Origin of the sequence: Rhodoferax ferrireducens, from assembly GCF_031458075.1 — a bacterium.
Taxonomy (GTDB): Bacteria; Pseudomonadota; Gammaproteobacteria; order Burkholderiales; family Burkholderiaceae_C; genus Rhodoferax_B; species Rhodoferax_B ferrireducens_A.
The window spans coordinates 517,375-539,309 of sequence record NZ_JAVDXT010000001.1; the positions used below are offsets into that span (position 1 = coordinate 517,375).

At 65.5% G+C, this 21,935-nt stretch carries 19 protein-coding genes; 16 read left to right on the plus strand and 3 right to left on the minus strand.

The features are described 5' to 3' along the window. The first annotated feature begins 16 nt into the window (after positions 1-16). The 5 genes from surE to J2X19_RS02515 all read left to right on the plus strand — a co-directional run bounded on the left by surE (position 17) and on the right by J2X19_RS02515 (position 4,136). Positions 17-793: a 5'/3'-nucleotidase SurE gene (gene surE, locus J2X19_RS02495; RefSeq protein ID WP_310370325.1), complete on the plus strand. Its 777-nt coding sequence runs from the start codon at positions 17-19 to the stop codon at positions 791-793. Next, positions 793-1,611: a protein-L-isoaspartate(D-aspartate) O-methyltransferase gene (locus J2X19_RS02500; RefSeq protein WP_310370328.1), complete on the plus strand. Its 819-nt coding sequence runs from the start codon at positions 793-795 to the stop codon at positions 1,609-1,611. Before surE ends, J2X19_RS02500 begins: the two co-directional genes overlap by 1 nt. 70 nt (positions 1,612-1,681) lie before the next feature. Beyond that, positions 1,682-2,584 carry a peptidoglycan DD-metalloendopeptidase family protein gene (locus tag J2X19_RS02505; protein ID WP_116605520.1) on the plus strand — a complete coding sequence of 301 codons (903 nt, stop codon included), beginning with the start codon at positions 1,682-1,684 and terminating at the stop codon, positions 2,582-2,584. A 5-nt stretch (positions 2,585-2,589) separates the two neighbouring features. After that, entirely contained in the window at positions 2,590-3,582 is a 993-nt protein-coding gene (locus J2X19_RS02510; protein ID WP_116605518.1) for a sigma-70 family RNA polymerase sigma factor, read from the plus strand. Further along, entirely contained in the window at positions 3,582-4,136 is a 555-nt protein-coding gene (locus J2X19_RS02515) for a DUF1439 domain-containing protein (protein ID WP_310370334.1), read from the plus strand. Before J2X19_RS02510 ends, J2X19_RS02515 begins: the two co-directional genes overlap by 1 nt. Before the next feature lie 81 nt (positions 4,137-4,217). Here the strand turns inward: J2X19_RS02515 and trxB are convergent, their stop codons facing one another. Beyond that, entirely contained in the window at positions 4,218-5,174 is a 957-nt protein-coding gene (trxB, locus tag J2X19_RS02520) for a thioredoxin-disulfide reductase (RefSeq protein ID WP_116605514.1), read from the minus strand. Between the two features lie 162 nt (positions 5,175-5,336). Between trxB and J2X19_RS02525 the strand changes: the two genes are divergently transcribed. The 4 genes from J2X19_RS02525 to J2X19_RS02540 are packed head-to-tail and all read left to right on the plus strand — an operon-like array spanning position 5,337 to position 9,912. Beyond that, entirely contained in the window at positions 5,337-6,011 is a 675-nt protein-coding gene (locus J2X19_RS02525; protein ID WP_310370337.1) for a Crp/Fnr family transcriptional regulator, read from the plus strand. Between the two features lie 43 nt (positions 6,012-6,054). Then, positions 6,055-8,391 carry a DNA translocase FtsK gene (locus J2X19_RS02530; RefSeq protein ID WP_310370339.1) on the plus strand — a complete coding sequence of 779 codons (2,337 nt, stop codon included), beginning with the start codon at positions 6,055-6,057 and terminating at the stop codon, positions 8,389-8,391. A gap of 5 nt (positions 8,392-8,396) precedes the next feature. Continuing rightward, positions 8,397-9,041, plus strand: coding sequence for an outer membrane lipoprotein periplasmic chaperone LolA (gene lolA / locus J2X19_RS02535; protein WP_310370342.1), 645 nt, complete (start codon positions 8,397-8,399; stop codon positions 9,039-9,041). Between the two features lie 46 nt (positions 9,042-9,087). Beyond that, positions 9,088-9,912, plus strand: a complete 825-nt coding sequence (locus J2X19_RS02540; protein WP_310370344.1) for a DUF72 domain-containing protein — start codon at positions 9,088-9,090, stop codon at positions 9,910-9,912. On the opposite strand, the gene J2X19_RS02545 is transcribed toward J2X19_RS02540, so the two are convergent. Next, positions 9,909-11,114: an HD-GYP domain-containing protein gene (locus tag J2X19_RS02545; protein WP_310370346.1), complete on the minus strand. Its 1,206-nt coding sequence runs from the start codon at positions 11,112-11,114 to the stop codon at positions 9,909-9,911. The two genes, J2X19_RS02540 and J2X19_RS02545, sit on opposite strands and share 4 nt — an antisense overlap. A 150-nt stretch (positions 11,115-11,264) precedes the next feature. Here J2X19_RS02545 and J2X19_RS02550 point away from each other — a divergent pair, with 150 nt between their 5' ends. The 7 genes from J2X19_RS02550 (at position 11,265) to J2X19_RS02580 (ending at position 21,177) form a co-directional block, all read left to right on the plus strand. After that, entirely contained in the window at positions 11,265-12,557 is a 1,293-nt protein-coding gene (locus J2X19_RS02550) for a replication-associated recombination protein A (protein ID WP_310370347.1), read from the plus strand. Positions 12,558-12,780: 223 nt separating this feature from the next. Continuing rightward, positions 12,781-13,710 (plus strand): branched-chain amino acid ABC transporter permease, encoded by a 930-nt coding sequence (locus J2X19_RS02555; protein ID WP_092757911.1) that lies wholly within the window; start codon positions 12,781-12,783, stop codon positions 13,708-13,710. Positions 13,711-13,733: 23 nt separating this feature from the next. Then, entirely contained in the window at positions 13,734-14,807 is a 1,074-nt protein-coding gene (locus J2X19_RS02560) for an ABC transporter permease subunit (RefSeq protein ID WP_116605642.1), read from the plus strand. Between the two features lie 9 nt (positions 14,808-14,816). Beyond that, a complete protein-coding gene (locus J2X19_RS02565; protein WP_116605502.1) occupies positions 14,817-15,602 on the plus strand; it encodes an ABC transporter ATP-binding protein in 786 nt (261 codons plus the stop codon). 1 nt (position 15,603) lies between these two features. Further along, positions 15,604-16,344, plus strand: a complete 741-nt coding sequence (locus J2X19_RS02570) for an ABC transporter ATP-binding protein (protein WP_310370354.1) — start codon at positions 15,604-15,606, stop codon at positions 16,342-16,344. A 91-nt stretch (positions 16,345-16,435) separates the two neighbouring features. Beyond that, positions 16,436-17,713, plus strand: coding sequence for a metallophosphoesterase family protein (locus J2X19_RS02575; RefSeq protein WP_310370356.1), 1,278 nt, complete (start codon positions 16,436-16,438; stop codon positions 17,711-17,713). Beyond that, the gene (locus J2X19_RS02580) at positions 17,710-21,177 is read left to right on the plus strand and encodes an AAA family ATPase (RefSeq protein ID WP_310370358.1); all 3,468 of its coding nucleotides are present in this window, start codon (positions 17,710-17,712) and stop codon (positions 21,175-21,177) included. Before J2X19_RS02575 ends, J2X19_RS02580 begins: the two co-directional genes overlap by 4 nt. A gap of 236 nt (positions 21,178-21,413) precedes the next feature. On the opposite strand, the gene bfr is transcribed toward J2X19_RS02580, so the two are convergent. Beyond that, entirely contained in the window at positions 21,414-21,890 is a 477-nt protein-coding gene (gene bfr, locus J2X19_RS02585) for a bacterioferritin (protein WP_116605495.1), read from the minus strand. Between the last annotated feature and the right edge of the window lie 45 nt (positions 21,891-21,935).

Genomic DNA, 21,935 nt, shown 5'->3' on the forward strand with positions numbered 1-21,935 from the left:
CACTTTGGCATGCTCTATGAAAATTTTGATCTCCAACGACGACGGCTACCAGGCGCCGGGCATCGTCGCCTTGTACGAAGCCCTGAAGGACGTGGCCCAGGTCGAGGTGGTGGCGCCCGAGCACAACAACAGCGCCAAGTCGAATGCGCTGACCTTGTACGCGCCGCTGTACGTGCACCAGGCGGCCAACGGCTTCCGCTATGTGAACGGCACGCCGGCCGACTGCGTGCATATCGCGCTCACAGGCCTGCTGGACTACCGGCCGGACCTGGTGATCTCCGGCATCAACAACGGCGCCAACATGGGCGACGACACGATTTACTCGGGCACCGTGGGTGCGGCCATGGAAGGCTATTTGTTCGGCATTCCGGCCATCGCTTTTTCGCAGACCGAAAAGGGCTGGGGCCATCTGGACGCCGCCGCCCAGACCGCCCGCGACCTGGTGCTGCGCATGACCCAGCAGCAGCTGGTCGGCACCCAGCCCTGGCTGCTAAACGTGAATATCCCGAATCTGCCGCTGGAAGAACTCAAGCCCATGAAGGTCTGTCGCCTGGGTCGCCGCCACACGGCTGAGAAAGTCATCACCATGGACAGCCCACGCGGCGACACCATGTACTGGATCGGCAGCGCTGGCGTGGCCAAGGACGATGCCGAGGGCACGGACTTCCACGCCAGCCTGCAAGGCCATGTGACCATGACGCCGCTGAAGGTGGACCTGACCGACCACGACCACCTGGGCTACTGGGCGCAAACCGCGTCCCGGCTGGCGGCTGGACCGGCGGCGCAAGCCTGATGTCGCAGCGGCCTCCGTTTCCAGCCCGGCTGGACTTCTCTGCGGGTGCGCCATCGGCCAAGCGGGTTGCTATTAAAAACGTAGCTTCTACCGCAGTATCTATAAGCGCTAGCGGCCTGAAAAGCTTGAAACCAGCGGCGGCGCCCACGCCCGCGCCCGGCCATGGCATGGACTCGGCCGCGGTGCGCGCCCGCATGGTCCAGAAGCTGGCTGCCATGGGCATCGCCTCGGCCCCCGTGCTGCGGGCCATGGGCCTTGTCGAGCGGCACCGCTTTGTCGATTCCGCGCTGGTCAACCAGGCCTACGAAGACACCAGCCTGCCCATCGGCCTGGGCCAGACCATCTCCAAACCCAATGTGGTGGCCCGCATGGGTGAGCTGCTGCTGGACTCTCCGCTGGGCAAGGCCGGGCCGCTGGGCCGGGTGCTGGAGATCGGCACTGGCTGCGGCTACCAGGCTGCCGTGCTGGCGGTGCTGGCGCGCGAGGTCTACAGCATAGAGCGGCTGCGTGGACTGCACGACAAGGCCCGCGCCAATCTGCGTCCGTTCCGCCTGCCGAATGTGCATCTGCTGTTTGGCGACGGCATGCTGGGCTATCCCAAGGGGGCGCCCTATGCGGGCATCATCGCCGCGGCCGGTGGCGACGCGATTCCCCAGGCCTGGCTGGACCAGCTGGCGGTCGGCGGTCGGCTGGTGGCACCCATGGTGACCAGCGGCGGCAAGCAGGCCCTGGTGGTGGTGGATAAAACCGCCCAGGGGCTGAAACAGCAATTGCTCGAAGCGGTACATTTTGTCCCTCTAAAATCGGGCATTGCTTAAACAGAGATATGACGCAAGCAGTGGCCGGTCCCTTCGGACAGGAATTGCTTGGGTCCAACAGGAAATACACATGCACGCGTTGCGTCATCAGGATTGGAAGAATGCCCTCGCGCTGGTAGCGGTCGTGCTGCTGGCGGGCTGCGCGGGCCCGAATGCACACAAGGCCCCGGTAGAAGACCGTGGCACCAGCCGCTCGCAGTCGCCGGTCGCCACCGCACCGGCCGAGACCGTGCCCGCCAAGCCGCTGCCCGGCGCCGAGAACGCGGGCCGCCCCGGCTACTACACGGTCAAGCCCGGCGACACCTTGATCCGCATCGGCCTGGATTCGGGCCAGAGCTGGAAAGACATCGCCCGCTGGAACGGGCTGGACAACCCGAACCTGATCGAAGTCGGCCAGGTGCTGCGCGTGGTGTCGCCGAACGCCACGGTCACCGAGAACGGCGTGACCACCCGCCCGGTGGCCTCCAGCACGGTCACCGCCACACCTGTGCCGGCCGCGAGTGCACCCGCCAGCACGGCCAGTGCCGCCAGCGCTCCCAGCAGCGCCGCCAGTGCTGCGGCCAGCAAGCCCGCCCCCGTGGTGGCGCCAGCGGCTATCGGTGAGGATGATGTGGCCTTTATCTGGCCCACCAGCGGCAGCCTGATCGCGGGCTTTGACGAAGCCAAGAACAAGGGCCTGGACCTGGGTGGCAAGACCGGCGACGCGGTGCTGGCCGCCGCCGACGGCCGCGTGGTCTACGCCGGTGCCGGCCTGCGCGGCTACGGCAATCTGCTGATCCTCAAGCACAACAACACCTACCTGACGGCCTACGCCCACAACCAGACCCTGCTGGTCAAGGAAGACCAGGCGGTGCGCAAGGGCCAGAAGATCGCCGAGATGGGCAGCAGCGATGCCGACCGCGTCAAGCTGCACTTCGAGATCCGCCGCCAGGGCAAGCCCGTCGATCCCGCCAAATACCTACCCAACCGGTAACTGCCATGAAAACCCCCAACGCGTCCGGCAAAACTGTGCTTGTGGACGCGCTGGGCGACGAGAGCCTGCCCATGCCTTTGGGCGAGATCGTGGACGGCGCTGGCCCGCTGCCGCCCGGCGGGCCTGGCTGGCTGGCCGCTGGCGGCGATGGCCACGACACCCTGAGCATGTACCTGCGCGATGTGCGGCGTACCGAGCTGTTTACCCCCACCGAAGAATTCGACATGGCCACCCGGGCCCGGGCCGGCGACTTTGCAGCCCGCCAGGCCATGATCGAGCACAACCTGCGTCTGGTGGTCAGCATTGCCAAGACCTACCTGGGCCGCGGTGTGCCCATGAGCGACCTGATCGAAGAGGGCAACCTGGGCCTGATGCATTCCATCGACAAGTTCGAGCCCGAGCGCGGCTTCCGCTTTTCCACCTACGCTACCTGGTGGATACGCCAGTCGGTGGAGCGCGCGGTGATGCAGCAGGGCCGGGTGATCCGCCTGCCGGTGCACGTGGTGCGCGAGCTGCAGCAGGTGCTGCGGGCCCGGCGCACGCTGGAGCATGACTCCGCCTTTGCCGAATTGCGGCCCGACGGCGTGCGGGTCGACGACATTGCCGGGCTGATGGGCCGCGATGTGAACGAAGTTGCCGACCTGCTGGCGCTGGCCGAATCGCCACGCTCGCTGGATGCGTCCATGGACCGCTCGGAAGACGGGCAGACCCTGGTCGACACCCTGACCGACGAAAACACCCTGGACCCGTCGGCCAGCACCCACACCCACGAGGTCGAGCGCCTGCTGGAAACCTGGACCGCCACCCTGACCCGGCGCGAGCGCGAAGTGCTGGACGGCCGCTTTGGCCTGCACCACCGCGAACCCGAAACCCTGGACACCTTGAGCGACCGCCTGGGCCTGACCCGCGAGCGGGTGCGCCAGATCCAGAACGAAGCCCTGCGCAAGCTGCGTGTCCAGCTGGGCCGCAGCGGCGTGAAGAAAGAAGCCTTGTTGTGATGCAAAGAACCCGACGATTGTGCTTGCTGGCCGGTGTGCTGGCCTTGGCCAGCTGCGCGGCGCCTGGCCCGCGTACCACCACCATCAGCCAGGAACGGCTGCAGACCCTGCTGGCCGCGCGCTTTCCCTACACCGGCAAGCTCGGCGCGCTGTTCGAGCTGCAAGCCCAGGCGCCCCAGGTGCGGCTGATGCCCGAGCAGAACCGCATTGGTACCTCGATACAGGTGCAGGTGTCGGACCGGCTGGGGCGCGCGACTTTCAATGGCCTGCTGGACGTGGACTATGGCGTGCGCTTCGAGCCCAGCGACCAGAGCATCCGCATGGCCGATGTGCATGTGAACAGCTTCAACTTTACCGGCGTGCCCGAGCGCTACCAGGCCATCGTGCAAGACTATGCGCAGCAGCTGGCCGGGCGCATGCTGGGCGACCTCAGCCTGCACCAGATCCGCGCCAAAGACATGGAAACCATCAAGGGCTGGGGCTACGAGCCCGGCGCCATCGATGTGACGCCCGAGGGCCTGCGCATCACCCTGCAGCCCCGCCAGCAACCCTGACCCGTTACTATCAAAAAAATAGCTGCTGGCGCAGGTAGTACCTGCGCCAGCAGCTATTTTTATATGTAGCGGCGGAAAGGCCTAGTGGGCGCCTTGCTCCAGAAAGCGCTGGGCATCCAGTGCCGCCATGCAGCCGGTGCCGGCGCTGGTGATGGCCTGGCGGTAGATGTGGTCCTGCACGTCGCCGGCGGCAAACACGCCGGGTACGCTGGTCATGGTGGCAAAGCCGTTTAAGCCGGCCTGGGTGACGATGTAGCCGTCCTTCATCTCCAGCTGTCCGGCAAAGATGTCGGTGTTCGGCTTGTGGCCGATGGCGATGAAGCAGCCCTTGAGGTGGATGTCGGTAGTCTCGTCGCTCTTGGTGCTTTTCAGGCGGATGCCGGTCACGCCGGAGGCGTCGCCCAGCACTTCTTGCAGGGTGTGGAACAGCTTGAGTTCGATCTTGCCGGCGGCGACCTTTTCCATCAGCTTGTCGACCAGGATGGCCTCGGCCTTGAAGGTGTCGCGGCGGTGCACCAGGGTGACCTTGGAGGCGATGTTCGACAGGTACAGCGCTTCTTCGACCGCGGTATTGCCGCCACCGACCACGCAGACCTCTTGCTCGCGGTAGAAGAAGCCGTCGCAGGTGGCGCAGCCCGACACGCCGCGGCCCATGAAGGCGGTTTCAGAGTCCAGTCCCAGGTACTGGGCCGAGGCGCCGGTGCAGAGTATCAGCGCGTCGCAGGTATAGGTGCCGCTGTCGCCGGTGAGGGTGAACGGGCGCTTGCTGAAATCCACCGTGTGGATGTGGTCGAAGATGATTTCGGTCTTGAAGCGCTCGGCGTGCTCCAGGAAGCGCTGCATCAGTTCCGGGCCTTGGACTCCCATCACGTCAGCGGGCCAGTTGTCCACCTCGGTGGTGGTCATCAGTTGGCCGCCCTGGGCAATGCCGGTGATCAACACCGGGTTCAGGTTGGCTCGGGCGGCATAGATGGCGGCGGTGTAGCCGGCAGGGCCGGAGCCTAAAACCAGGACTTTTGCGTGTTTGTTGGTTGACATTAAATAAAAACCCGTGATGAAAATAACAAGGAGCCGTGTACAGTTTGCGTTGTGTTACAAAAATGCAAGCGCGCTGCAGTTGGTGCGAGACCTGTGTGGAAATTTTGCCCCAGATTGTAAGAACCCATGGCTTATAGGGTCCAAACGTAAGAGGAAATTCCGATGTCAATGTTGTCCAACATAGAGCTTTTGCTACGTGTGCCTTTGTTTTCCAGCATGACGCCCGAGCAGGCCGACGTGGTGGCCAAGGCGGTGACCAAGCAGCGCTTCAAGCGCGCCGAGGTGATTGTCGAGCAGGGCCGCAAGTCGAACGCGCTGTTCATCGTGCTCAGCGGCCGGGCCCGGGTGCTGACCACCGACAGCCGGGGCCGCGAGGTGATCCTGGCGACCCTGCAGGTCGGCGACTACATCGGCGAAATGAGCCTGATCGACAACGAGCCGCATTCGGCCACGGTGCAGGCCGATGTGCCCACCGACTGCCTGGTGCTGGGGCGCGCCGAGTTCGACCACTGCCTGGACGGCAATACCGCCATGGCCCGGGCCGTGATGTCGGGCTTGGTCAAGCGCCTGCGCCGGGCCGACCAGAAGATCGAGTCGCTGGCCTTGATGGACGTGTACGGCCGTGTCGCCCATGTGCTGCTGGACTCCGCCACCCACGACGCCGATGGCCAGATGGTGATCCGCGACAAGATTTCGCGCCAGGACGTGGCCAAGATGGTCGGCGCCTCGCGCGAGATGGTCAGCCGGGTGATGAAGGACCTGGAGGAGCGTGGTTACATCAAGGGCCAGGAGAACGGCTCGACCCACATCCAGTCGGTGCTGGGCTCGCTTACATAATCGTGCGGGCCATGGGGTAAGCTTGCGGCAGATTTTTCTGCCCATGACTTATTCACTCAATACCCTCAATTCCAATGGTCCGGTGGTGTCGCCCATGCGCTCCGGCATCAACCGCTTTGCCCGCGAAATCGGCCTGATCCTGGGCCTGCTGGTGCTGGTCTTCTGGCTCATGTCGCTGCTCGGCTACTCCTTGCAGGACGCGGCCTGGTCCACCTCGGGCCAAACCGTCAAGGTGCACAACTGGGGCGGCCGCCTCGGCGCCTGGATGGCCGATATGAGCTACTTCTGCTTCGGCTTCTCGGTCTGGTGGTGCGTGGCCGCCGGCGTGCGCGCCTGGCTGGCCGGCCTGGCCGACTGGATGCGCGCCCATGCCGAAGACAGCTCCGCCCGGCCGCCGGCGAACCGCCTGGTCGGCAGCGTCTGGGGCTTCTGGGTCGGCCTGGCTTTGCTGATGTGCTCCAGCAGCGCACTCGAATGGTCGCGGCTGTACCGGCTGGAGCCGCAGCTGCCCGGCCAGGTCGGTGGGGTGCTCGGCTATCTGGTCGGCCCGTTCGGCGTCAAATGGCTGGGCTTTACCGGCTCGGGCCTGGTGTGGATTGCGCTGGGCGTGATCGGCGTGTCGGCGGTGTTCCGCTTCTCCTGGAGCCAGGTGGCCGAGCGGCTCGGTGCCTGGGCCTATTCCTTGGTCGAAACCCGGCGCGAGAAGCGCGAAGTGGCCGAGGACCTGGCCGTGGGCAAGAAGGCCGCCAAGAAGCGTGAAGCCGTGGTGCGCGAGGAGCGCGTCGAGATCGAAGCCCACCACCCGACGCCGGTGATGATCGAGCCGACCATGGCCGAGCCGCCCAAGAGCCAGCGCGTCGCCAAGGAGCGCCAGAAGCCGCTGTTCAGCGAAATGCCCGATACCAAGCTGCCGCAGGTCGACCTGCTCGACGGCCCGCAGCTGCGCCAGGAAACCGTGGCCCCCGAGACGCTGGAGATGACCAGCCGGATGATCGAGAAAAAGCTGAAGGACTTCGGCGTCGAGGTGCGCGTGGTGCTGGCCTCGCCCGGCCCGGTGATCACCCGCTACGAGATCGAGCCGGCCACCGGCGTCAAGGGCTCGCAGATCGTCGGCCTGGCCAAGGACTTGGCGCGTAGCTTGAGCCTGGTGTCGATCCGGGTGGTGGAAACCATTCCCGGCAAAAACTATATGGCGCTGGAGCTGCCGAACGCCAAGCGCCAGTCCATCACGCTGTCGGAAATCCTGGGTTCGCAGGTCTACCACGAAGCCAAATCCATGCTGACCATGGGCCTGGGCAAGGACATCATCGGCAACCCGGTGGTGGTGGATCTGGCCAAGATGCCGCACGTGCTGGTCGCCGGTACCACCGGCTCGGGCAAGTCGGTGGGTATCAACGCCATGATTCTCAGCCTGCTGTACAAGGCCGAAGCGCGCGATGTGCGCCTGCTGATGATCGACCCGAAGATGCTGGAAATGTCGGTCTACGAAGGCATTCCGCACCTGCTGGCGCCGGTGGTCACCGACATGCGCCAGGCCGCGCACGGCCTGACCTGGTGCGTGGCGGAGATGGAGCGCCGCTACAAGCTGCTGAGCAAGCTGGGCGTGCGCAATCTGGCCGGCTACAACGCCAAGATCGACGAAGCTGCGTCGCGCGAAGAGTTCATCTACAACCCGTTCAGTCTGACGCCTGATAGCCCTGAGCCCTTGAAGCGCGAGCCGCACATCGTGGTGGTGATCGACGAGCTGGCCGACCTGATGATGGTGGTCGGCAAGAAGATCGAAGAGCTGATTGCCCGCCTGGCACAAAAGGCCCGGGCGGCCGGCATCCACTTGATTCTGGCGACCCAGCGGCCCAGCGTGGACGTGATCACCGGCCTGATCAAGGCGAATATCCCGACCCGGATTTCCTTCAAGGTCAGCAGCAAGATCGACAGCCGCACCATTCTGGACCAGATGGGCGCCGAAGCCCTGCTGGGCCTGGGCGACATGCTGTACATGCCCGGCAGCGGCATGCCGACCCGGGTACACGGCGCCTTTGTCAGCGACGAAGAGGTGCACCGCGTTGTAAGTTACTTGAAGACCCAGGGCGAGCCCGACTACATCGAAGGCGTGCTGGAAGGTGGCACGGTCGATGGCGAGGACGGCGAAGGCGTCGACGGCCTGGGTGGCAGCGGCGGCGAGAAGGACCCGATGTACGACATGGCGGTGGAAGTGGTGCTGAAGAACCGCAAGGCCAGCATCTCGCTGGTGCAGCGCCACTTGAAGATCGGCTACAACCGCGCCGCCCGTCTGGTGGAAGACATGGAAAAGGCCGGCCTGGTCAGCGCCATGAGCGGTGCCGGTCAACGCGAAATCCTAGTGCCTGCAAGGGCGGAATGAGCTGAATGAAAAAACTGTTTGCTACTGTATTGATAGCTGCTAGTGCAGGTACTGCCTGCGCTGACGGCCTAGAAAGCTTGGAAAACTTCGTCAAGACGGTGAAATCCGGCCGGGCCGAGTTCACCCAGGTGGTGACCTCGCCGCCCAAGGACGGGCAGGCGGCGCGCAGCAAGACTTCGAGCGGCAGCTTCGAATTCCAGCGGCCCAGCAAATTCAAGTTCATCTACAAGAAGCCGTTCGAGCAAAGCATCGTCGCCGACGGCCAGACCCTGTGGCTGTACGACGTGGACCTGAACCAGGTGACCTCGCGCAAGCAGTCCAGCGTGCTGGGCTCGACGCCTGCGGCACTGATTGCCGCAGCGCCCGATTTGAAAGCCTTGCAGGCCGATTTCACGCTGCAGGCCGCGCCGGACAAGGACGGCCTGCAATGGGTGACGGCCACGCCTAAGGCCAAGGACGGCCAGCTGCAAACCGTCAAGGTCGGCTTCAAGGTGGAGGCCCAGTCCACCGAGCTGGCGGCACTGGAGATTCTGGACAGCTTTGGCCAGCGCTCGCTGATGAGCTTTGCCAAGGTGGAGGTGAACCCCGCGCTGGCCGCCGAGACCTTCCAGTTCAAGCCGCCTGCGGGCGCCGACGTGGTCAAGCAGTAAGCCCGTCGGCTGTGCCCGGCGGCCTGCTTTGCATCAAGGAGGCCCGATGGAGAGCAACACACCCACCCCGGCGATACGGGTCGGCATCGGTGGTTGGAGTTTTGAGCCGTGGCGCGGCAACTTCTACCCTGCCGATCTACCGCACAGCCGCGAACTGGAATACGCGAGCCGCCGGCTCGATGTGATCGAGATCAACAGCACCTACTACAGCAGCCAGAAGCCCGCCACCTTTGCCAGGTGGCGCGATGCCACGCCGGAGGGCTTTGTGTTCAGCCTGAAGGCGTCCCGCTTTGCGACCAACCGCCGGGTGCTAGCGGACGCTGGTGCGTCGGTCCAGCGCTTTGTGGGTAGCGGCATCGCCGAATTAGGGCCCAAACTCGGGCCCATCGTCTGGCAGTTTGCGCCGAGCAAGCCGTTTGATGCGGCGGACTTCGGGGCGTTTCTGCGCTTGCTGCCGGAGGCGGTGGACGGCGTGCCACTGCGCCATGTGCTGGATGTGCGGCATGCCAGCTTCAAGTGCAGTGAATACCTGGCCTTGGCGCGCAGCCACGGCATGGCCACCGTGTTCACCGACTCCGACGATTACCCGTCGTTTGCCGACATCACCGGCAGCTTTGTCTACGCCCGCATGATGCGCACGCAAAGCGCGCTGCCCGAAGGTTGCACCGCCGAGGTGCTGGACCAGTTGGCAGCTTGCGGCCAGGCTTGGCGCGACGGGCATGAGCCGTCCGGCTTGCCACGGATAGAGGAGGCCGCGACGCCCGCGCCAGCCCGTGATGTGTTCATGTTCTTCATCAGCGGCGCCAAGGAACGGGCACCGGCGGCGGCGATGGCCTTGCGCCAGCGCTTGCAGGCCTGTAGTAGCGCCTAGACCTGCACCGCTGCCAGCGAGGGCTGCTTGCCAGCGGCACGGTGCACCCGCTCGTGGTGCACCTTAAAGCTGTCGGCCGCCACCGGCGCCTGGATGGCAAAGGCTTTTTCCCGGGTGTCGCGGGCCACGTAGACCCCCAGCGGCAGGCCTTGCGGCGTCACGGTGCTGACCACCAGCGGCGTGTTGGCGGCCGCGCCGCGCTGCACGCTCACGCCTTTTTCGCCGTTCGCCAGCAGCACATAGGTGCCCGGCGGGTAGAAGCCGAGCACCGTGGTGATGGCGGCAGCCACCTGGGCGTCGTCACGCAACGCGCCGACGATGCTGGACTTGGCAGCCTGCATCGGCGACAGGCCGGCACGGGTGGAGCGGGCCGCGGTCTTGGCCACATACACGTCGACCAGGTGCAGGATGCGCCGGCATGCGAGGTTGCGCGCCAGGCCCTTGCTGGCGTCGCGGTCGTGGTGCAGGGCCACGATGTCCAGCAGGTCGGCATTCACCGCGCCCCAAGCGCGTAGCAGGTCGGCGCTGGCTTGGGGGTGGTCGTGGATCAGCTGCTTCTGCTCTGCATCGGGCGGGGGGCGCTGCGTGGCCAGGGCATCCTGCAGCTTGGCCATGCCGAGGTTCATGGTCAGTGCGGCCTGCACCAGCACCGGCCGGATGGTGTCGTCCAGCCCCAGCTTGCGGGCGGTGAGTTCGCAGACCACGGCGCACAGCAGCGCATGGGTGGCGCAGTAGCCCAGGGCCTTGTCGCCCAGCGCCTGGAACAGGCTGAACAGGCTGGCGTTCGGGTCTTGGTCCAGTAAATCCATGGCGCGCTTTTGCACGCCCTGCAGCCTGCCCAGCGGGTTCTTGGCTGCCACGCCCGCATATAGCAGCTGGGTCAGCACGGTCTGCACATCGACCCAGCCGCCGGTGATGTCCTCGCCCACGGTGTAGTCCAGCTCCAGAATCTCGGCTGGCATGGTGGCCTGCGAGATTTCGTGGATGCTTTTGCCCTCCCGCAGCATGGCGTAGACCAGGCGGTCGTAGCTGTGCACCCAGGCTTTGTAGTCGGCCTGGGTGGCGCAGGCGCCATGGGCTGCCAGGTGTTCGCGGTGGTGCTCCGAGACGATGGCCTGGCCTTTGCGCAGCAGCAGATTGCCCTTGGCATCCCAGATATGGATGGGCAGGGGCCGGCCGAGCTCGATTCTGCTAATGGGCACAGAGGTGTAAATCATCGTGGGGCCGGGCGCTACGGGGGCATTGAAAATGCGAAGGACAGAAGGATAAGGTATGGCGGCAGTTGTTAAACCCGCCATGGCAGAATCAAACACCGCCTATTTGCCCGTTTGGCGAGGCTATCCACCCACTCCATGACCCGTACCTCCCTCTCCACCGATGCCCCGCTGGCCGAGCGCCTGCGCCCCAAGACCCTGGGCGAAGTGATTGGCCAGCAGCACCTGCTGGGCGAGGGCATGGCGCTGCGTATCGCCTTCGAGTCGGGCCAGCCGCACAGCTGCATCCTGTGGGGCCCGCCGGGCACCGGCAAGACCACCATCGCGCGCCTGATGGCCGATGCCTTCGAGGCCCGCTTCATCACCATCAGCGCGGTGCTGGGCGGGGTGAAGGACATCCGCGAGGCGGTCGAGCAGGCGCTGGTGACGCAAGCCCAGGGCCGGCGCACCATCGTGTTTGTCGACGAGGTGCACCGCTTCAACAAGAGCCAACAGGACGCGTTTTTGCCGCATGTGGAGAGCGGGCTGTTCACCTTTGTCGGCGCGACCACCGAGAACCCATCGTTCGAGGTGAACTCGGCTTTGCTGTCGCGTGCCGCCGTCTATGTGCTGCAGCCGCTGGCGCCCGCAGATTTAGAGCAAATAGTGCTGCACGCGCAGGAAATACAAGCGGTACCAGCTATAGAAAAAATAGCAGTGGATCGCTTGCTCGCCTATGCCGACGGCGATGCCCGGCGGCTGCTGAACACCCTGGAAACCCTGGCCGTGGCCGCCACCCAGGAGAAGCAGGCCGAGATAACCGACGTCTGGCTGCTCAAGGTGCTGGGCGAACGCATGCGCCGCTACGACAAGGGCGGCGAGCAGTTCTACGACACCATCAGCGCGCTGCATAAATCGGTGCGCGGCTCCGACCCGGACGCGGCCCTGTACTGGTTTGTGCGCATGCTGGATGGCGGCGCCGACCCGCGCTACCTGGCGCGCCGCCTGGTGCGCATGGCCAGCGAAGACATAGGCCTGGCCGACCCGCGGGCGCTGCGCCAGGCGCTGGATGCGGCCGATGTCTACGAGCGCCTGGGTTCGCCCGAGGGCGAGCTGGCGCTGGCCGGCTGCGTGGTCTACCTCGCCATCGCCGCCAAATCCAACGCCGTCTACAAGGCTTTCAACGAAGCCAAGGCCTTCGTCAAGAAGGACGGCACCCGCCCCGTGCCCATGCATTTGCGCAATGCGCCGACCAAGCTGATGAAGGAGCTGGACTACGGCAAAGGCTACCGCTATGCGCACGACGAGGAGGGCGGTTTTGCCGCCGGCGAGCAGTATTTGCCCGACGGCATGGCGCCACCCAACTTTTACCGCCCGGTGCCGCGCGGTCTGGAAATCCGCATTGCGGATAAGTTGGAAGAGCTGAAGCGGCTCAACAATCAGAAACGCTAATACTTCTGTAAAGCCGCTTATTTCGGCATTTTCAAGGGTAAACACGACCTAAACCCGAGGTTTTGGCCCGTTTCGTGCTGGATACAATGCGCCACAGAACCCGCACCATTTTGGACATGGCGGGTTTTTTTATAGATAGCTGCTGGGCCCACAAAGCCGCTTTGGGTCGTCGACCCAGGGCAGCCAGCAGTGTGTGGATGCACCACAAAACGGAGAAAACTTTATGGATATCTTGCTTCAGCAGATCATCAACGGTCTGGTACTGGGCAGCATGTATGCCTTGGTCGCCTTGGGCTACACCATGGTGTACGGCATCATCAACTTGATCAACTTTGCGCACGGCGAAGTCTTGATGGTCGGCGCACTGACCAGCTGGACCATCATCGGCCTGATGAAAGACGCCATGCCCACCACCCCGGGCTGGCTGATCCTGTTCATCTCGCTGATCATTGCCTGCGTGGTGGCGGCGACACTGAACTTCGTGATCGAAAAAGTGGCTTACCGGCCGTTGCGCAACAGCCCCAAACTGGCTCCCCTGATCACCGCCATCGGCATGTCCATCCTGCTGCAAACGCTGGCCATGATCATCTGGAAGCCCAACTACAAACCCTATCCCACGCTGTTGCCGGCCACGCCGTACAACATCGGTGGCGCGGTGATCACCCCCACCCAGATCCTGATCCTGGGCCTGACGGCGGTTTCCCTGGCGGTGCTGGTCTGGCTGGTCAACTACACCAAGCTCGGTCGCGCCATGCGCGCCACGGCCGAAAACCCCCGCGTCGCGGCCCTGATGGGCGTCAAGCCCGACATGGTGATTTCGGCCACCTTCATCATCGGCGCCGTGCTGGCGGCCATCGCCGGCATCATGTACGCGTCGAACTACGGCACGGTGCAGCACACCATGGGCTTCCTGCCCGGCCTGAAGGCCTTTACGGCGGCGGTGTTCGGTGGCATCGGCAACCTGGCCGGTGCGGTGGTCGGTGGCATTTTGCTGGGCCTGATCGAATCCATCGGCGCGGGCTACATCGGCGCGCTGACCGGCGGTGTCATGGGCAGCAACTACTCGGACATTTTTGCCTTCATTGTGCTGATCATCGTGCTCACGCTGCGGCCTTCGGGCTTGCTGGGTGAACGGGTGGCCGACCGGGCCTGATGGGCGAACCAAAGAGCATCACCATGAAACTGAACAAAACAAATTTCATCATCGGCGCCATCCTGGCGTTGATCCTGCCGCTGGTCCTGCAAAGCTTCGGCAATGCCTGGGTGCGTATCGCCGACATGGCGCTGATCTACGTCATGCTGGCCCTGGGCCTGAACATCGTGGTCGGCTTTGCCGGTCTGCTGGATCTGGGCTATGTGGCCTTCTTCGCCGTCGGCGCCTATGTCTACGGCCTGGCGGCTTCGCCCCACCTGACCGACACCTTCCCGGCGCTGGCCGCCATGTTCCCCGAGGGCCTGCACATTTCGCTGTGGATGATCCTGCCCATCGCGGCGGGCATCGCCGGCTTCTTCGGCATGCTGCTCGGGGCGCCCACCCTCAAGCTGCGTGGCGACTACCTGGCCATCGTGACCCTGGGCTTTGGTGAAATCATCCGCGTGTTCCTGAACAACCTGGACCACCCGGTCAACATCACCAATGGCCCCAAGGGCTTGAACCAGATCGATACGCTGAAGTTCTTCGGCATCAACCTGGGCAAGCCGCTGGAAGTGCTGGGCTTCGAGCTGGCCTCGGTCAGCCTGTACTACTACCTGTTCCTGGCCCTGGTGGTGATCAGCGTGGTGCTGTGCCACCGCATGGAACTGTCGCGCGTCGGCCGCGCCTGGATGGCCATCCGCGAAGATGAAATCGCCGCCAAGGCCATGGGCATCAACACCCGCAACATGAAGCTGCTGGCCTTCGGCATGGGCGCTACCTTCGGCGGCGTGTCTGGCACGCTGTTCGCGGCCTTCCAGGGCTTCGTTTCGCCCGAATCCTTCAGCCTGATGGAGTCGGTGATGATCGTCGCCATGGTGGTGCTCGGCGGTATCGGCCACTTGCCCGGCGTGATCCTGGGTGCGGTGCTGCTGTCGGCCCTGCCCGAAGTGCTGCGCTACCTGGCAGGTCCGCTGCAGGCCATGACCGGCGGCCGGCTCGACTCGGCCATCCTGCGCCAGCTGCTGATCGCTGTCGCCATGATTGTGGTGATGCTGCTGCGCCCCCGTGGTCTCTGGCCCGCGCCCGACCACGGCAAATCGCTCAAGGCCAAGTAAGGAACACACATGACAAATACAAGCACTACCGATGTGGTCCTGCGGGTGGCGGGCATCTCCAAGCGTTTCGGCGGCCTGCAGGCCCTGAGCGATGTGGGCATCACCATCCAGCGTGGCCAGGTGTATGGCCTGATCGGCCCGAACGGCGCCGGCAAGACCACCTTCTTCAACGTGATCACCGGCCTCTACACCCCGGACAGCGGCAGCTTCGAGCTGGCCGGCAAGCCGTATTCGCCTACCGCGGTGCATGAAGTCGCCAAGGCCGGCATTGCCCGCACCTTCCAGAACATCCGTTTGTTCGCCGAAATGACGGCGCTGGAAAACGTGATGGTCGGTCGCCACATCCGCACCCATACGGGTCTGATGGGCGCCATCTTCCGCACCGCCGGCTTCAAGCGCGAAGAGCTGGAGATTGCCCAGCGCGCCCAGGAGCTGCTGGACTACGTAGGCATCGGCAAGCTGGCCGACTACAAGGCCCGCACGCTGAGCTACGGCGACCAACGCCGGCTGGAAATCGCCCGCGCCCTGGCCACCGACCCGCAGCTGATCGCGCTGGACGAACCGGCCGCCGGCATGAACGCCACCGAAAAGGTCATGCTGCGCGAATTGATCAGCAAGATCCGCCAGGACAACCGCACGATTCTGCTGATCGAACACGACGTGAAACTGGTCATGGGCCTGTGCGACCGCCTGACCGTGCTCGACTACGGCAAACAGATCGCCGAAGGCACCCCTGCCGAAGTGCAGAAAAATGAAAAAGTGATCGAGGCTTATCTCGGTACCGGAGGACATTGAGATGGCTGAAACACAAGCGAAAAAAATCGGCCCGGTGCTGCTGAAGATCAGCGGCCTGAAGGTCTCCTACGGCGGCATCCAGGCCGTCAAGGGCGTGGACTTCGAAGTCCGCGAAGGCGAACTGGTCAGCCTGATCGGCTCCAACGGTGCGGGCAAGACCACCACCATGAAGGCCGTGACCGGCACCCTGCCGATTGTTGGCGGCGACATCGAGTACCTGGGCCAGAGCATCAAGGGCCAGGGCGCCTGGGAGCTGGTCAACAAGGGCCTGGTCATGGTGCCCGAAGGCCGTGGCGTGTTCACCCGCATGACCATCACCGAAAACCTGCAGATGGGCGCCTACATTCGCGACGACAAGGCCGAGATCGCCATGGACATCGAGAAGATGTTCACCATCTTCCCGCGTCTGCGCGAGCGCAAGGACCAGCTGGCCGGCACCATGTCCGGCGGCGAACAGCAGATGCTGGCCATGGGCCGTGCGCTGATGAGCCGCCCCAAGGTGCTGCTGCTCGACGAGCCCTCCATGGGTCTGTCGCCCATCATGGTCGACAAGATCTTTGAAGTGGTCAAAGACGTGTACGCCCAGGGCGTGACCGTGTTGCTGGTCGAGCAGAACGCCAGTCGGGCCCTCGGCATTGCCGACCGCGGCTATGTGATGGAGTCCGGCCTCGTCACCATGAGCGGCGATGCCAAGCAGATGCTCAGCGACCCCAAGGTCCGCGCTGCGTATCTGGGCGAGTAAGCCCTAAAGCACCTTCTCCTGCGGCGCGGGAGAAGGTGTGGAATTTATAGAAAACAAGGCCCCGCCGCACATACCACCTACACTAGGTGCTATGAATAACGTAGTAGCCAACCCTGGCACTTTCCGCTTCCTCCACGCCGCCGATCTGCACATCGACAGCCCCTTGCGTGGCCTGAGCCGCTATGCGGGTGCGCCGGTGGAGCGCCTGCGCAACGCCACGCGGCGCGCTTTGGAAAACCTGGTCGATCTGGCGCTGGCCGAGCAGGTGCAGTTCGTGCTGCTGGCCGGCGATCTGTACGACCGCGACTGGCCCGACTTCCACACAGGCCTGTTCTTTCGCGAGCAGATGGTGCGGCTGGGCCGGGCGCAGATTGGCGTCTACATCGTCCAGGGCAACCACGACGCCCAGGGCACCATCACCCGCGAACTGCCTTTGCCCGAGCACGTAAAAGTGTTCTCCAGCCGCAGTGCGGAAACCATGCGCATCGACGCGCTCGGCGTCGCCATCCACGGCCGCAGCTTTCCGCAGCGTGCGGTGGACGAAGACTTTGTGCCCGACTACCCGGATGCCGTGCCCGGCCAGTTCAACATCGGCATGCTGCACACCAGCCTGACGGTTGGCGGCGGCATCCACGATACCTACGCGCCCACGACCTTGCCGGTGCTCAAGACCAAGGGCTACGACTACTGGGCGCTGGGCCATGTGCATACCCGCGACGTCGTTTGCGAGTCGCCGCGCGTCGTCTTTCCCGGCAATCTGCAGGGCCGGCATGCGAACGAAACCGGGCCCAAGGGCTGCGAACTGGTGACGGTGGTAGGCGGGCAGATGGAGGCGCGCTTCGTGCCGCTGGACGTCGTGCGCTGGCACCAGCTGCAGCTGGCGCTGGACGGCATGGACAGCCTGGCGCAAGCCACCCAGCTGATCGCCGCCACGCTGGCCGACGCCACCCGCGGCGCAGGCGACCGCCTGCACGCGCTGCGTGTGGTGCTCACCGGCCGCAGTGCCTTGCACGGCACCGAGGCCCAGCAACCCGGCACGCTGGAAGCGGCGGTCCATGCCGCCGCCCAGGACGTGGCCGGCGCCGAACTCTGGATAGAGCAGGTCCAGCTGCGCCTGGCCAGCCCCATCGACCGCGCCCGGCTGGCCCAGGGCGAGGACGCGGTGGCCGAGCTGCTGCGCCTGGTCGACGAACTGGCTGCCGACCCCGCGGCGCTGGCCGCCTGGACGGCCAAGGCCTGTGGCGACGTGCTGCACAAGCTGCCGGCCGAGGCCAAAACCGATGCCGACTGGAGCACGCCCGCCGCCATGCAAGCCTTGTTGCTGGACGCCGAAGCCACGCTATTGGCCCGGCTGGGGAGCGCCGCATGAAGCTGCAAAAACTTTTCTTGAGCGCCTTCGGCCCATTCACCGGCAAAGAGCTGGACTTCAGCGCTACCTCGGCCAATGTGCACCTGCTGTACGGTCCGAACGAGGCCGGCAAGTCCTCTGCCCTGCGCGCCATGGCCGACCTGCGCTTCGGCATTCCGCTGCGCAGTGCCGACAACTTTGTGCACGACAGCGGCAAGCTGCTGCTGGCCGGCGTGTTCGCCGATGCCGGTGGCCAGCCGGTGGCCGTGGCCCGGCGCAAGAAGAACAAGGATGCGCTGACCGCCGCCGACCCCGCCACCGGCCTGCCGTTGGCCACACCCGCGTCGGCCGCCATCGCCCAGGCGCTGACGGGCGGCCTGGACCGCGCGGGCTTCGAGCGCAGCTTTGGCCTGGACCATACGCGCCTGCGCCAGGGTGGCGAAGATTTGCTGAAAGGCGAGGGTGAGCTGGGGGCGGCACTGTTCGAAGCCAGTGCCGGCCTGCAAGGCGTGAAGGCGCTGCTGGCCAGCCTGCAGGACGACGCCAAAAGCTATTACAGCCCGCGCGCCACCCAGGCCACCATCCCCGAGGCGCTACGCCAAATCGAAGAACACAAAGCCGCCTTCAAGGCCGCGCTGGTGCGACCTGCCGAATGGAAGGACCGGCAGCGCGCACTGGAGTCGGCCAATGCACAGCTGGTCGACCTGAAGCAGCAGTTGGCCATCCAGACCAAGCGCATCCACGCGCTGACCGAGCTGCGCGCCGTGCTACCTTTATTGCAGCAGCATGCGCAGGTAGATTCAGCGCTAGAGGCACAAAACACTATAAAGCTGTTGGCGCTGGACGCACGCGAGCAGCGCCTGGCCGCGCAACACAGCATGCACAGCGCGCACAGCCAGTGGGATACCGCCCAGGCCGAGATCGACCAGTGCGCCCAGGCCCAGTCCGGCCTGCGGCTGGAGCCGGCCTTGCTGGCCCACGCGCCGGCGATCGAACGCCTGCTGCGCGACTGCGCGGCCGTGCGCCAGCAGCGCAGCGAACGCCTGCAGACCCAGGCCCAGGTAGAGCAGGGCGCGGCCGCGTTGGCCGCCATGGCCCAGCGCATCGCCCCGCAGCAGGATCTGGCCACGGTGCTGGCAGCCGTACCGGGCACGGCAGACCGGGTCGCGCTGGACGACTTGCTCGACAACTTGGCGCGCCAGACCCAGGCGCTGGCGCAGCAGCAGGCGCGGCTGGCGCAGATCGACGCGCAACTGGCCGACACCACCGATGGCGAGGTACACAGCGTGGCCCCGCCGCTGCAAGCCGCCGTGGACGCGGCTGTGCAGCAGGCCCAGGCGCTCGGCGATACGCCCAAACGCCTGGCCGAGGCCCAGCGCGGGCTGGATGCAGTGGCCCCCCGTCTGCACCAGGCCCTGGCCGGGCTGCGTCTGCCCGACACCGCTGCCCTGTACGCGGTGCGCCCGCTGCTGCTGGCCGAGATCGCCGAGGCCGAAAAGGCCCAGACCGCGCTGGCCGCGCTGAGCGATGCCTTGCAGCAGGAGGACGCCGGCCTGCAACGCGCGCTGCAGGCCTACCAGCTGCGCCAGCAGCAGCTCGCGGCCGTCGGCGAACTGGTCACCGCGCAGAGCCTGCAGGCCGCACGCCAGCAGCGCGACAGCCATTGGCTGCAGCTCAAGCATGCCTATGCCAACCCGGCCGCCGACCCGGCGCTGCTGGCGATTTTTGAACAGGACCAGGCCGAGGCCGACCGCCAGGCCGATCTGCTGCGTGCCGGCGCCGAGCGGGCCGCCCAGGCGGCCGAATGCGCGCTGCAGACCAGCGAGGCGCAGAGCCGGCGCGCCGCGATTGCCGAGCAGCGCAGCGCCTGCGCCGCCCAGACCGCGCAGCAGCAAAGCGATTGGCAGGCCGCCCTGGCCCAGGCCGGCCTGCCGCCGTACCCGCCAGCGACGCTGCGCGAGTGGCAAGGCCAGCGCCAGAACGCGCTGGCCCTGTGCGAACAACACGACGCGTTACAGCGTGAGCTGGCCGATCTGCAAGGCCGTGCGCAGGCAGCAACCCAGGCTTTGGTCGCGGCGCTGCAAGCGGTTGGGCAGGGCGCATCGGCCGACCTAGCGGCGCTGCTGCCGCAGGCCGTGACCTGGCTGCGCAGTGCGCTGGAAGCCGACACCCGCATCCGTGAGCGCAGCCGGCAGCGCGGCCTGCTGCAGGCCGAGCGCAGCACGCTGCAGGCCAGCCTGGCTGCGCAACAGCAGGCGCTGGACGTGCAGGCGGCCACCCAAGCCGGCTGGACCGCGCGCCTGTTCCTGCCGGCGGCCAGCAGCGCGGCGACCATCAAGGCCCGCCTGGCCGAACTGGCGGCGCTGGACCAGGCCCAGGCAGAGCAGAATCGGCGTGTCCAAGCGATTGCCCAGCTGCAGGCCCGCGAGGACGCGCTGCAGACCCAGGCCCAGGCCTTGGCCGCGCTGCTGCAGGAGCCGTCGGTGCAGCACGTGGACGATTTTGTCGACGGGCTCGGCACCCGCGTGGCCCTGGCCCAGGCGCATGCCACGCAAGCGACCGAGCTGCAGCGGCGTCTCGATGTGGCCCTGCGCCAGCAGGCGGCGGCGGGCCAGCAGAAGTCGGCCAGCCAGAGCGTGCTGCAAGCTCTGTGCGCGGCGGCATCGGTAAACGATGCGGCCGAATTGCCGGAGGCCGAGGAGCGCTCCCACGCCAAGCGCGCGCTGCAAGAGCAGCTGCGCACTCTGGAAGGCCAGCTGCAGCAGGCAGCGACACGGCCCTTGGCCGAACTGCGGGCGGCGGTGGCCGGCGTGGATGTGGTGGATATCGACGCCGAACGCAGCGCCTGCGAGGCCCGCGTCGCGCAGCTGGACCTGGACATCGCCCAGGCCACCGAGGCCGCGCAGAATGCCCGCCGCGCGCTGCAGGCCATCGACACCTCGGCAGCCGCTGCCGAGGCGCGCGAGCAGATGGAGTCGGCTGTCGCCCGCCTGCGCGGCGCTGTCCGGCCCTGGGCCCAGCTGCGGCTGGCCGAGACCCTGCTGCAAGAGGCTTTGAGGCGCTTTCGCGAACGCGCCCAGGCGCCCATGCTGCGGCTGGCGTCCGAGTACTTTGGGCTGATCACCGGTGGCCGCTACCCGAAGCTGCTGGTCGATGCCTCCGCCGACAAGCCGGTGCTGCAGGCCGAAGGCGCCGACGGCCGGGTGATCGGTGTCGAAGCCATGAGCGAGGGCACGGCCGACCAGCTGTACCTGGCGCTGCGCCTGGCTGCGCTGGAGTTGCAGCGCGAGGCCGGCAAAGCCATGCCGCTGGTGCTGGACGATGTATTGATGACTTCCGACGACGCCCGCGCCGCCCAGGTGTTCCAGGCCCTGGCCCGCTTCGCCCAGGGCGGCCAGGTGCTGCTGTTCACCCACCACCAGCATCTGGTGCAGGTGGCCCAGGCAGCTTTGCCAGCAGAGGCGCTCGCCATCCACTATTTATAGAAAAAAAGGGCTGCAGCGCAGTTAGATTCTGCGCAAGTAGCTATCAAAAAAATAGCGACTGAGATTGCTCTCAGCCGCTATGCTCCGATGGTGTGGCCCTAAGCCGCTGTGACGTACTTCACTTTCAGACGCAACGGACCTTAGCCCAGAACACCGCAGAACTGGCTTTGCCAGGCTGCTGGTGTTGCCCCCTGCAAGGGGGTTGGCGGAAAGTGCGCAGCACTGGAGCCTGGGGGTTAGCCCAGTTCCCCCATCTGGCTTTGCAGGTAATTTTGGATGCCGACCTTGCCCAGCAGGTCGATCTGGGTTTCCAGGAAGTCGATGTGCTCTTCGGTGTCGTCGAGGATGCCTTGCAGCAGGTCGCGGGACACATAGTCGCGCACGGTTTCGCAGTAGGCGATACCGTCCTTGATGGTGGCTTGTGCGCCGTACTCGGCCTTCAGGTCGCAGGCCAGGCATTCGGGCACGTCTTCACCGACCAGGATTTTGGCCAGGTCTTGCAGATTGGGCAGGCCGTCCAGCATGAAGATGCGGTCCATCAGCTTGTCGGCATGCTTCATTTCGCCGATGGATTCTTCGTATTCCTTCTTGGCCAGCTTGTCCAGGCCCCAGTGCTTGTACATGCGGTAGTGCAGGAAGTACTGGTTGATGGCGGTGAGTTCGTTCTTGAGTTGCGCTTGCAGATGCGCGATGACTTGTGGGTCGCCCTTCATGGTGGCCGTCCTTTGTATGTGTTGGCAAGATTGCTTCGGCGTGCA